This is a genomic window from Vibrio bathopelagicus (assembly GCF_014879975.1).
GTDB classification, from domain to species: Bacteria; Pseudomonadota; Gammaproteobacteria; order Enterobacterales; family Vibrionaceae; genus Vibrio; species Vibrio bathopelagicus.
This window is the reverse complement of sequence record NZ_CP062501.1, coordinates 1,244,460-1,257,796: the sequence shown is the minus strand read 5'-3', so window position 1 is coordinate 1,257,796 and position 13,337 is coordinate 1,244,460. Positions and strand designations below refer to the sequence as shown.

The 13,337-nt window shown below is 41.4% G+C and carries 3 protein-coding genes and 3 pseudogenes; 3 read left to right on the top strand and 3 right to left on the bottom strand.

Features of this window, described 5'->3' with window-relative positions; translation table 11 throughout:
• Positions 1-817: 817 nt before the first annotated feature.
• From IHV80_RS21835 to IHV80_RS21825, 3 genes are all read left to right on the top strand, one after another.
• Positions 818-2,557, top strand: a complete 1,740-nt coding sequence (locus IHV80_RS21835) for a hypothetical protein (RefSeq protein ID WP_192890948.1) — start codon at positions 818-820, stop codon at positions 2,555-2,557.
• Positions 2,558-2,638: 81 nt separating this feature from the next.
• Positions 2,639-3,769 (top strand): Tricorn protease domain-containing protein, encoded by a 1,131-nt coding sequence (locus IHV80_RS21830; RefSeq protein WP_192890947.1) that lies wholly within the window; start codon positions 2,639-2,641, stop codon positions 3,767-3,769.
• A complete protein-coding gene (locus tag IHV80_RS21825; RefSeq protein WP_192890946.1) occupies positions 3,766-8,526 on the top strand; it encodes an OmpA family protein in 4,761 nt (1,586 codons plus the stop codon). The genes IHV80_RS21830 and IHV80_RS21825 overlap by 4 nt, the downstream gene beginning before the upstream one ends.
• A gap of 85 nt (positions 8,527-8,611) precedes the next feature.
• Here IHV80_RS21825 and IHV80_RS25485 read toward each other — a convergent pair.
• The 3 pseudogenes from IHV80_RS25485 to tssH all read right to left on the bottom strand — a co-directional run.
• A pseudogene (locus IHV80_RS25485) lies at positions 8,612-8,776 on the bottom strand (helix-turn-helix domain-containing protein); the annotation flags it as partial.
• Positions 8,777-8,859: 83 nt separating this feature from the next.
• Positions 8,860-10,240 (bottom strand): annotated as a pseudogene (locus IHV80_RS21820) (sigma-54-dependent Fis family transcriptional regulator); the annotation flags it as partial.
• Positions 10,227-12,919 (bottom strand): annotated as a pseudogene (gene tssH / locus IHV80_RS21815) (type VI secretion system ATPase TssH). The pseudogenes IHV80_RS21820 and tssH, both read right to left, overlap by 14 nt.
• Positions 12,920-13,337 lie beyond the last annotated feature (418 nt).

The window sequence follows — 13,337 nt, the reverse complement described above, 5'->3', positions numbered from 1 at the left end:
GCCTATTAGGCAGACCTTTTTGCAAATGTATCTCAGGTTGTTGGAATTTGAGTATGTATCCGGGGCTTAATCATTTTTATTACCCTCAATTTGATTAAGAAAATTATTGTAAACCAGTGCCAATATTGATTAGTTTAGTGATGCTGAGTCATTGAAATGAAAATTATTTTGTGTTTCCTAATTCATTATTTAGTCAAATTTTCAGTCAAAAAACTATTATAACTAGTGATGCAATCAGAATGGCAATTGCATAGATATTTTGCATGGTAGTTTTTGGTGTTATTTCTATAAAAGTGCCATCTTGATATTAAATGCATAATATATATAGTGTTTATATCACATCGTTACTTGATGTGGTGTTCTGCATTTTGGTACATTGTTACCACCCTTTTAAGCCAATTTAGTGTTCCAAAGTAAATCCTATTTATATTGGCTAAGTTTGCGTGGGAATTTATTCCCACTTTTTTTATCTTTTATAGCAGAGAAAACACTCAATATAACTTTTCTAAATCGATGAAATACCACCTCCAAATATGTGTATTTGGTCTAGTTAGTGTTTACTTGAATAAGCAATGAAATGATCATTATGTGATGTCAGTTCAAATTGATTTGCTTTTTTAGTTGGCCAGTTGAAATGACTATTAGCCCTGGTTAATTGACTGTTTTACTAGTGTTTTAGCTTGTGGGCTTATCGTTTCTAATTTGTTGAAATTTATAATCATTCCGCGTAGAATTTCTTCAACCAAATCGTTTTTTAAGCCTTATCAGCTTAGCTATCACCGCAACTATTGATACCTGTAGGTTGTGGAGAATCCAAATGCACTTAGTTTGCAAATTTATATCTAGTTCGTCCCTCAGTACGAACGACCTTCAATATGTCTTAACACCAGATGAGTGTGTAGGGCTATTTTTACGTGTGCGAACCCCTAAAGAGATCTTGGCTCAATTACCAAGTAATCTGCTTCAGCAGGTTGCTGCGTCGGCTAAAAAAAATGTCCACAGCCTGCTCAACGCGATTCGAGTAGAACTCGTAAAAGCGAACTGGGTTTGTCTTTCCTCCAATGTGCGACGTAGTCCATTAACGAGTAAACAGCTAGCAAGTTTCCCTAAACTGAAGTTACATGTCGACCGAGTGAGTAATAGCAGTTCAGAGCGCGATCACAAAGCCAACTACCAGCAAGTTGTCGATGATGTACCTTTGGCACGTCACTACAGCTTCTCGCCTGTTGAACCTACCCCAGAACATAAAATTGTCGTCGAGTTTGCGGGGCAGTGGTCAAGCAATGCGGCATGTTTGATGTTGGGTAAAACCGAAGCTCAAAAAGAAAAAGTCACCGTAGGCAAGCCGGATCGAAAAAATAAACACCGAAGCCTCGCGACATTTAAAGATCTTGAAGTAGAGGGGAAAGCTCTCTATATCAAAATCCCTTGTAAAGACCGGCCGCAACCGATTTTATTGAAATTGGTTGAAGACCTGCAACCCGTCGATAAAGAAACTCAAATGGACGAGTGGGATAATATATTAGTGCCTATTGTTCCACTTCATTTCCCTACTGGTGATCATTCTGATGAGGCGTCCGAAATGTTCGGATCCGGATTTGTATATGTTGTTTGGAACAATGAAATATGGCGTGAATTAGTCATTGAACCAAATGGTTATTTCTCAGACACCGATATTAATGTTCCTTCCAGCGACTCTAGGCCGAGAAGACATGCCGATATACATATAGCGGACTCTGAGACAGGGGCTACACATACTTATGAACCCTTTAAGGTGTTACAAAATGGTGAGATCGTAAGTGAAGGTATGTTGAATGGATCAGGTGAGGCTCGCATATTCAATCTAGTTGAAGAAGAAATTGAAATAGTTTTGACTGAGTATGATCCCCCAATATCGATGAAAGTCGAAACTTTTGTTAGTCCAGTCGACGGTACTACTGGGGGAAGGGGAGCAAAAGGTTACTCATTGCCTCATATCTGGGTGCCGTACAAAGTTCAAGGTGAATCCCAAGATGTGTATATGTTTTACAGTTCGAATCAGCTAAGTCACAGTAAGCTATCTGAGCTAGCGTCGGATCCTGACGCTCGAGCGACAAAACTGGTCGACCTTGAGACATACAGTAGTGAACAGAGCTTTAAAACTGGAGATGGGGTAACTCGATTGTTGTCTGTTTTGCCAAACGCTGCGAGTCATAAGCAGAGCGAATACGCGGTACTTCAAAATCAACTAAACCAAAATGTGGCTGCTGTTTATTTGAACAAGCCTGTAGAGCTCGTTTTTGAATATCCAGGCTACGCAACTTTGGACGAGTCGGACGATTATTTTGAGCTTAAGCAGTGCGAAGGTGATTGGTCACAACGTGTATCGCTTCGTCAGTGTGCAAAAACAGACAAAGGGGCTAGGTTAATTAGCTTCTCTGGCTGGCCGGTTGAAGTTGAAGAGGTCGATCTAGTACGTGGCTATTTGGGTAACAGCAGGCAAAATCGTGATAACCAAACCGTTATTATTCACCAGACACCAATTGCCGACTTATTGGCTTATAAGTCGAGCGAATAGCGGCCAATCCCATTACATCAAGAATGTTATGTATTTGCTTAACCTAAATGCAAATACTCCTAATAATAAAGAGAATAACGAATGAAACTACGTCATAGCTTAAGCCTGATTGCGTTGTTGGTATTATCAGGATGCAACAACGAATCAGTAGTACCTGAGCAACCACAAGTGGTGAAGCCTCAGACCGTTGAAGATGATCCTGTTGCGGCAAAAAATGCACAGCAGTGGGAAGATGGTCGTGTATACATTACTGAAAATAATTACGTTATTTATGATAAAGAAACGGGTAAACCTAAATATACGATTCGAAAAGCTAAAGAGTGGCCACGAGAGGACCTTAGCAACCAAGATTCCTATGATTTACCTAGAGTGGTGTTCCGTTGGGATAATGGACGAGGTGACTCGAAAGACCTCTATGAGATAGGAGACAAAGTATGGAGTGTCAAAACGGATGGTACTGACTTACGTTTAGTCGCAGATGAATTTGGCGGTATGGTTCGATTAATGCGGATGTCGCCGAATAATCGCTATTTAGCTCTGGCGTATTCTGCAGAAGAAGGGATGTTTAAGGTCATTAAAGATCTTAAAACGGGTGAGTATATTGAGCTAGGTCGTTCACGTGGTTATCCAGAATTCCTTTGGGCGGAAGACAGCAGTTATCTATATTACACAGATAAATTTAAAGATTGGAAGTACACCTTAGCGACAGGTGGTAAGAAACTAGTGGAAACAGACTTTAACGAGTTTTCCGTGATTCGAGATGGTAAAAGGTATGTAGTGAATGACTTTGGTGTCGCAGTCTATGATGAGGTCAAAGATGAATTTGTGTACAGCACGGGAATTAACCCAGATGAAGAAAAGTTGAATGATTACGCATTTAAGCAACGTAGTATTAGTCCTGATGGTAAGTATGCTTGGGGCGAAAGTCGTAAGTTCCGCTACTTAATTAATATCGAACAACGTTCATTTCAAAATGAAGAAATTGTTCCACGAGCTATGGGTAAGTTTCGCTATTTCGAAATCTTAGGAAAAGATGCGAAATATATACATGAAGGGGCGGCTCGAGTTGTAGTCAGTAAGCTAACGGAAGAAAAATATTTTGGTCCTTATTTAAAGTGGAAGCAGACCAATAGTGGACACAGTGCAGATCTATCTTCTCTTTACAATGGGTTTGCCAATGATGGCGATTTTGTGAAAGGGCATGAACTATGAGCTTTGTTGATACATGTAATGTGATACCACTTCATGCTAATTACTACTTGTTTGGTGCTTATTATATTGGGAAGTATGATTCCAAAACGCAAAAAACAATATTCCCGACTTGGCATGAAAAGCCAAGCTTAGTCGAGAATAAGAGTGTAACTAATATTCGCCCGTTAGCAAAAGTGCCAATGCTTAACCTAACCAATAGCGATAACCCAGCACTTTGGGCGACCAACCAAGAGTTTAAATTATGCTCATTGGGTAATGGAAAGCCGGATAAAGATGGGGTGTTTGAAGTAATTTCTCCAGAATGCCCTATCCATTCTTTAGGCAAAGACTTACCAAAAGGGGATGAACAAACTTTCAGTTTTCGTTTTCCATCATTGCCACTTATTGCCTCACTTGCAGAGCTATCACCTAAAGAGTTGGCTGTACAAATTGCAAAGCTTAGTGGTCAATTGGATAACAGCGAAGTTCAACTTACACTAACTGAGATCAGCACAGATCAATTGGCAGCTCCTTATCAAGCAGATGCTAACGGTCAGCTGAGCGAAGAGAACGCAGCATACAACAAGTGGTACGAAGAAGTTCGTGCTCTCAAGCAACCACTTAAGGGCTTTGTTCTACCCGTTGTTTCTAGTTGTGCAATCGTTTTTTCGGATGAAGGGTATTTAAACGCTTCAGTTAGTTTGTATAAGTTTAAAGTTGGGAATGGCAAAGGAACCGACGAAGGTCAGTATGAGAAAGTTGGGGATACAGTTCAAGCTGTGCTGCCCCAAAAGACAGAGAGTAGTGATCAAAACCAATATCCATGTGCGATATTTCATGTCGATCCGGCAGCATTTGATGAAGGGCTTTACAGTATTCGGGTGGAATTTATACCAAGTCAAATGGATAAACCGATTCCTGATTTTGTTAAGAACGCCAATATTGAGCAGTATGAAGATGGTTTAGATACTGCTTACACATACGAACTACGTGAACATATATCTTTTTCTGCTAGCACGCCATTAGGTAAATTCGCCATTGTCAGTGGCGATATGATTTCCCTAGAAGAGTCTTTGATTTATCAATACCCGCAGTATTTCAGCAACATGAAGCACTACCTTCATGGTAATGCACAAGGAGCAGCAGCCAATACACCAGCTTCTAGAAGTTTAACGTTACTTAAGAATATCCGAGATGTTTCTGCACAATTAGGTGCAGGGCTGATGAGTGGTAGCCTGCAAGACACCCTAGATAGCGATGGCAGGCAAGCGGTGTTTAATAATGTCTCGAAACTCTATTGGGATGCTGTGAAAACAGGTATGCCACCGGCGATGAAAGCAGCTGGGGAACTTTATTATGGAATCTATAGTACTAAAGCGGCACTTGATACATTACGTGGTTTGGAATCTCCCCAAACAGCAAGTCTAGGGTGGAAAGCATTGTTTCACGCAAAAGTGTTTAATACTCCGGATCTGCAAGCGAATGCATTTTCCACGGCAATGGAAGCCGCCATGGGTAATCGAAAAGTGGTGGCAGGGCGAGTGGCTGAAGCGTGGCTTACTGGAGGGACATCGATTGGGGTTAATGCGTTTGGCACAGTGACCAGTGGCATCGACTTGGTTAACAAAGCCAAGGCGGTTTTAAAGCAGGGCAAAAAAGTAACAACTGCAAACAAGGCGACTGATGAAGTCGCTGATGATTACCTAAAACATATCCCAGTTTGGAAAACTAGAAACACAGCCCAAGAGGATAAAATTGATCAGGCACTAGAAAAGGCGCGCGAGAAGTCTAAAGAACAAATCACAGCCTATATGGTGAATGATTCTCGCGGTGCAGGAATTGGAATCAAGTTTGAATTTAATTCTAAAGAAACTGAACTAAAAGAAAACGAAGCTGTGTTCATGGAGCTAGGATCCGCACTTGCGGAGGTTTTAGAAGCGGAATCAAATTTAAGGGTGGAGATTGAGGGGCATTCATGCCAAGTCGATACCGCTGAAAAGAATATGCAGGTGGCGGCAGATCGAGCAGAAAATGCAAAAACTCTTCTCCTAAAGGTATCTTCTGTTTTTAAAGACCGAATTTCAGTTGAGGCGTTTGGGGAAAGCCGACCTATCTATGTTCCAGCCGAAGGCGAAAAAATTGACCGTAATAATCCAAACTTAAAACAGAATCGACGAGTCGTCATACGTATATATATGCAATCTTTCGATGTGTATTTTCATCCTAGTCGTTATGGCTCACAAGCGATGGAGCGTTCACGTTTAGCGCTTGAAATCGCGATGAACACTGAAGATACACTTGAAGCCGAATTACGGATGGCGGTTTTCGATAGTTTGGTTGATGTTGCTTCGTATGTGCCGGTCGTTGCTCCGGTTGCTCGTGGGGTAATTGTAGCTAAAGAAGGAACAAAAGCTGCCATTTCAGCTGTCAAAATGATTGACCATGCGCTACTGGATTCCTTGTTGAATGAGCTGAATGAAAAGCATAATGTGAAGCGTGAATTGGAACGATTATCCAATATTCATATTGAGTTACTTAAAGAACTACGCAAAAGTAATATTGCTTTAGAAAGGAAGGAAATCAATTCCTACAAAGAGCTTGTTGCTCACTTCGAGAGTGAAGAATCTAGAACGGAATTGCTAAAGCGCTACCAGCTTAGAGCTTTGGCAATCAATGGTTTGGTTTTACTACTCGCCGATCTTGGTGTTAAAGCGCATGCTGATTCATTGGTGTCATTTGAGTCTTTGGTGAAGCGTTATAAAGTAAAAGACTATATTGAGCGTTATATTCTAGGAGATGATTGGTCAGTCCATACGATTAAAGGAAACACTATGGCTGCCAATTGGAAGAACCAATGTGAAAATCAATTTTATGATGCGTTGGCTGAAAAAATGCCAGCGGCTTCACAATATTGGCCAGCACCAATCTCTGAGAACAGCAGGATGAGTGCTTACTCTTGGCATCAAGTTGGAGATAACAATAAAGCTTCAGGGGCTTTTAATCGAGTTTTTCCTGTTCAAACGATGCTATTTGAACACCCAGAAGAAAGCATGTTTGAAAACTTTACTCAGGCATTTAACCCACAAGACACTGAACTAAAAAAAGAGGCGGTAGGGTTCTGTCGAATCTTAATTAAATCGGCGCGCTTTCAAGAATCAGATAAGCCCGATTGGTTACCTTATGATAGTTGGATCAAACAATCAGATAATGGTCATATAGGGCCGTACGATAAAGTTAAAGTTCAGATAGTGCTAACCAAGGAGCATAAGTACGCTCAGGAAGTGATCATAGGCTATAACCGAGTAGATGGTCTTGAAAATATAAATGGTCCCGCTTTCAGAGATTGGATGTTACCTAAAAGGGCCGCTGATTTTGAAGTTGACCCAAATGGTGAAATTGCTAAGTTTTATAAACAGCAAGGTGTCAATGAAGATTCAACATTGATTGCAATAGACCATTGTCCATCTTATCGATTCGGTAGTGTGATGATTGATGGAATGAAGCCGATGACATCAAAGTCTAAGCTACTGTTTGCTGACGCGATATTTAGTCTTGCAGCTTCTGGGAGTGCGAAAGCCGGGAACCCAAGTGATTATTTTTCTGAAACCGATTCATTTAAGCGCTATGTGAAAGGCGGCGGCTTTCAAAATATGCGTTACAGCCTATCGATTAGAAAAAAGAAAGGGGATGTCAATTTCTACCTACCTGTGGATTACATACAAGATAAAGACTTTGACGACTTACCAGATGAGTTAAAAGTTGGAGTGTTGAGTACCGAAACGAAGTTAGTATTGCTTGATACTCATCTCGGCGAGAAGGCGTTACTTTTGCGTGAGAAAGATCTTATGGTCGAGAGCTTTACCTTAATGAATGCTAAGAGTAAGAAGAACTCTATTCCAATCATCAAAGGGATAAAGCAACAAGTCGTCGCTATCGAAACTCAATCATCAGGTCTAAATTTATTCCAAAATAAGGAATGGTTGAATTCTGCTCGTAATATTCGACGCGATGGGTTTTCATGGGACAACAAAGGACAAGAAGATCCAGCGAGTATTTACGTTTTGCTATTGGGTGATACTCATAATAAAGATGCGTACGAATCGACACGAATGAACTGGGACTCAGTGAATATGTCTATTCAACTCGGACTAGAAGGTAATAAAGGAAAGTTGGTTAAGGGCCCTAGGTACTTTTCAGACATGTACCATATTGGTGAGTTTTCTTGTGACAATGGTTCTTGGGAGTTGACGAAATCATCGTCAGAAAAAAATCGTAGTGAGATCAATGCGATGAAAATCTTTATTGATAAAGCTGTGGCTAGCTTAGAGAAAGAGAATGATTTGCAAAAAGGCCAAGGCTATACAGTTTATTGCATGAAGTTTGATTTGGATTATGTTGCGCCAACGGGAGCACAGCTAAAAGGTTTAAGGCCATTTGGAGGAGTCATCGGAGGCAAAGCAAACCTTGAACTGTCTATTACTCACTTAAACCAAGTTGAAGTAGATGGCACACATGATTATGACAAAGGAAGAGATGTCGTTGTGTCATTACCGTCTTTAAGCTCAGATAAAGCTCTTGCCGGTAATTTCTTTAGTGATATGCCATGGCTTATTTTTAAAGAACCAACAAAAAATGGTGTGGATAAGTCAGCGTCAGAAACGTGGAAACAGTACGACGACACAGAACGGAAAAAATGGCTGAAATACTGGATAGAAAAACAACCAGCAGCCACTCAAGCACCTAAGCCTTTAGAAAAGTCATTAGATAACCCAATCTAGAAATAAAAAACCGCCTTCGGGCGGTTTTTTATTATCAATCAGAACTTAATTAATTGATCTGCTTCAGTTTACTTATCCCCATAGCTTAACTCATCGCAGAAATATCATACTTCTTCATCTTGTGATTAAGTGTACTTAACGGCAGTGACAGCTGTTCAGCTGCTCGTTTCGTGTGCCAATTACAAGAATTTAAGCAGTCAATAATTACGGTACGTTCGTACTGGCTGACGACCTCTTTTAGGCCAACAGCGACATCGTCATCTCCTAGAGGTTCAGGTTCAAACGTGGTCTGTATTGTCGATGTAACTGGAGCAATAACTTGATGGTGTTCTATCTCTTCAGGGATCTGTTCACCAAACTCAATCTGAGTAATGGTTTCGAAATCGGAAAGCAGAACCGAGCGTTCGATGATGTTCTTAAGCTCACGTACGTTACCGGGGTAAGGGTAAGCGAGCAGTTGGTTTCTCACATTAGCACTCAAGCCTGGTGATTGAGGCAAGCCTAACATCGTCGTGGCGTGCTGAACAAAGTGCTCGGCAAGTGGGATAATGTCCGCTTGTCTGGCTCTCAGTGGTGGTAAAGTGATAGGAAATACATTCAAGCGGTAGAATAAATCGGCCCTAAAGCCTCCGTCTTTAATCTGCTGCATTAAGTTACAGTGTGTCGCAGCAATGACTCTAACATCCACTTCAATCTCTCTACTAGCGCCTACAGGGCGAACTTTACGTTCTTGCAACACACGGAGCAGTTTAGCCTGAAGTAACATTGGCATATCACCAATTTCATCTAGGAACAGGGTGCCACCGTTTGCTGCTTCAAATAGGCCAACTTTGTCCTTGTCTGCACCAGTAAATGAGCCCTTTCTGTGCCCGAAAAGTTCAGATTCTAAAAGTTGTTCAGGAATTGCGGCACAGTTCTGAACGATTAATGCTTGGTCTGAACGATTCGAGTTTTCGTGTATGTATTTTGCGATGACTTCTTTACCCGCGCCAGTCTCACCTCTAAGTAAGACGTCGACAGGCAGAGATAACACCTTATCAAGTCGGCTCAATACATTAACCATCTCTTCACTTTCAGCGATCGGACCTTGATAGGTTTTCTTTGTCCGCTTTTTTAACTGAGTATTTTCACGAACTAAAGCTTGGTTATCGGCGCTTAAACTCTTGATTACTTGGCCGTATTGCTCTAACCAAATGGCATGGCGAATATTACTTGCCGCCATTCGGCAAAACTCGGTAAGTGCGGTTTCATTATCGATAACGCTTAAATCGAGCAAAACCAACAATCCAATGGTTTTGCCTTCATCATCAATCAAGGGCCAAGCAAGTAAGTTATTGCTTTTTAGACCTAACGTTTGCTCGGTTTGATAGATGCCTTCACAGTCATAACCATTGTAAGTGTATAGCTCATTGATCAAGACAACTTCGCCGTTACGTACTGCGAAGTTGAATGGATCGGCTTCACTTACTGTATCTAACTGCAGTGGCTCCCAAGGATGTGAGGTAATAACTTTTTCATGGTGGTGCGCGGTGCTCGGAATCAAGGCTTGACCGGTTTGGTCAAGCACGTAAATGATGCCATGTTTCGCGAAAGTCATTTGCCTTGCTGCTGTGAGAACTGCATCCAAAGTTTGAGCTAACTGGCTGCGATCAGCCAGAGATTGGCTGATCGCAAGTAGGGCGTTACTAAGCTCACTATGGTTAGCTGAACGCATAGGTTAGAGTTCCTTGCTCGTCCACAGAAACGTCAATTTGAGTATGTGAATCATCCTTGTCATTCACCAGTAGTTGAGTCGAGAGCTGCGGCAATAATTGACGGTTAATTACGGCATCAATATTTCGGGCTCCCGTCTCTGCAAGACGGCAGTTTCCTAATACGAATTCTACTAAGTTATCTCCATAGCAAAGTGCCAGTTTGTGGTGGCTTTGCAGGCGCTCAGACACTTTCTTCAGTTTATGATGGATGATGTCAGTCATCGCCGCGTCTGAAAGTGGAAGGAATGGCAAGACGGACATACGAGCCAATAAGGCTGGCTTGAAGTGTTGATTCAACGTAGGGCGAATGGCTTCAGCGACGATATTGGCATCAATGTCTTTCGCTTGGTGAACTAAAGACTCAATCTCATGAGTCGCAAGGTTACTTGTCATGATGATGAGCGTATTTTTGAAGTCGATGGTACGACCTTCGCCATCATTTAGCGTACCTTTGTCGAAAACTTGGTAGAACAGGTTGAGTACTTCTGGGTCTGCTTTTTCAACTTCATCTAAAAGAACAACAGAGTAAGGCCGCTGACGAACTGCTTCGGTCAGCATACCGCCTTCACCAAAACCAACATAGCCAGGAGGAGAACCAATAAGGCGAGAGACAGTGTGTTTCTCTTGGAACTCAGACATGTTGATGGTTGTCATGAAGCGCTCACCACCAAACATTTGATCGGCGATAGCGCGAGCGGTTTCTGTTTTACCTACACCACTTGGGCCAACCAATAAGAAAACGCCCGTTGGTGCATCTGGGTTGCCCAATCCTGCTTTTGCGGTTTGAATACCTTCAGCAAGCGCATCAATGGCAAACTCTTGGCCTTTAATGTTTTGAATTAGATTTTGCTTCAAGTTTAAGGTCGCTTGCGACTCATCTTGAAGCATCTTACCCATAGGAATGCCTGTCCAATCAGAAATTACATGACTAATTTCGTCGGGACCCACTTCGTAGTGAACGAGTGGATTGGTACCGCGCACGTTATCTAAACGTTCATTACAAGATTGAATAGCTTCGCGAGTTTGCTCTTCAGAATATTCATGACAATCTGGTTTGTCACTTGTTAGTACTTCACCGTCTTGAAGCGTATTGTCAGCTTTAGGGGCGCTGTCTTCTTCAGTAGAAGGAGTAGTAAGGCTATAAAGATGGCTACGCAGTTCAATGATTTCGTGAATAAGAGATTGTTCTTTTTTCCATTGAACTTGAAGGGTAGCTTGTTCTTCGGTGGCCTTTTCAATCTTCTCTTTTAGCTCAGGAATTAAAGCGGCACTGTGTTTGTCACCAGTTTGCTGCAGTTGGTCACGCTCCAGAGCTTCGAGCTCGCGATTCGCAGCCGCAATTTCTTGATGCAATGTTTCAACCGGTGCCGGTGTTGCATTGAGGCTAATATTGACGCGGGCGCAAGCCGTATCTAACACGTCGATTGCTTTATCTGGCAGTTGGCGTCCAGTGATGTAACGATCAGCTAAGTTTGCTGCGGCAGTGATTGCGTCGTCACGTACGTATACGTTATGTGACTTTTCATAGGCTGGTCTTAAGCCTCGGATGATCAATGCTGCTTGAGTAGACGACGGCTCATCAAGTTTTACCAGTTGGAAACGGCGCGCCAGAGCTGGATCTTTTTCGAAATATTTTTTGTACTCAGACCATGTGGTGGCAGCAATTGTTTTTACTTCACCACGTGCTAGAGCGGGTTTAAGTAGGTTGGCAGCATCACTGCCTCCAGCTTGATTGCCTCCACCAACTAGCGTGTGAGCTTCATCTATAAATAAAATGATTGGAGTCGGTGAATTCTTCACTTCGTCTAGTACTGCGTTAAGGCGTTTTTCAAACTCTCCCTTAACACTTGCCCCAGCTTGAAGTAAGCCCATGTCTAGGCCATATAGTTCAACACCTTTGAGGCAGTCTGGCACATCTCCTTCGGTAATTTTTAATGCAAGGCCCTCTACTACCGCTGTTTTACCAACTCCCGGCTCACCTACGGCGATTGGGTTGTTTTTTCTACGTCGCGCCAAGATGTCGATTATTTGTCTTATTTCTTGATCACGGCAGAATACTGGGTCGATCTCGCCCTTTCTTGCTTTACCGGTAAAGTCGGTAGTGAATTTACTTAATGCTGAACCATCTTCGCGTGCGTCGGTTTTTTCTGATGTCGTTGCTAAAGATTCTAGAGAGTTTGTTGTAAGTTCAGAAAAGTTACGCTTTAAGGTATCTGGGTTTACACCGTCTAGGATTGAAGCGTAGCCGTGTTGACCATAGCGTAGTGGGTTGCTCACGAGTGTAAGAAGTAGGGCACCAGAGCGAATCTGAGTTTCGGATAGGTCTAAAGATGAGACCAACCAACTTTCTTGAAGCCATTCAATTAAAAGCGAAGAAAAAACAGGCTTGCTACCGTTACCTGTTGTATTAGTATCTAAAGTCGAACGAATAGATTGCCTTAAAATGGTCTCTGAGCAATCGAAATGACTTAATAAGATATCAAAATCACTATTTGGCCTTTCTAATAAGCTTAATAGATAGTGTTCAATTTGCACTTCATTGGCTTTTTCCGATACGGCTAATGCAGCGGCATCCTCTAAAGCGACTTTACAATAGGGTGTAGACGTTGTATTAAAGAGGAAAGGTTTATATTTATCATTCTAGTTCTATTAGTTATGTATATGGGATTCGGCAATTATACTAAAATTGATAACTGTTTTTTATTCGGTGATGAATTTACTATTGTTTATTGGTTATTTTTATTGTTTGTTTTGGCTTTTTATCTGACTGAAATTTAATATTTCGTTCAAAATAATATATAACATAGGCATTATGATTTAATTGCTAGTTTTTTTAACTTTATTTCTAATGTTCTAGATGGTTATTTTGTCTTTTTATTTTAAATTCAATTTATTAATGTTCACGTTCAAGAAATCGTTTTTCTATACAATAAGTTGTTATTGAATATAATGCTTAAAATGACCAGTTTATCGTAACTGACTGTATTTGTTGGGTTTATAATGTTGGCATGATGTTTGTATTAACTTAATCAGTCGCGGTGATAAGCGATTTGGTGA

Bases quoted from the DNA above. Each gene is read 5' to 3' on its own strand.
- IHV80_RS21835 (WP_192890948.1), top strand. From the start codon at position 818: ATGCACTTAGTTTGCAAATTTATATCTAGTTCGTCCCTCAGTACGAAC.
- IHV80_RS21830 (WP_192890947.1), top strand. From the start codon at position 2,639: ATGAAACTACGTCATAGCTTAAGCCTGATTGCGTTGTTGGTATTATCA.
- IHV80_RS21825 (WP_192890946.1), top strand. From the start codon at position 3,766: ATGAGCTTTGTTGATACATGTAATGTGATACCACTTCATGCTAATTAC.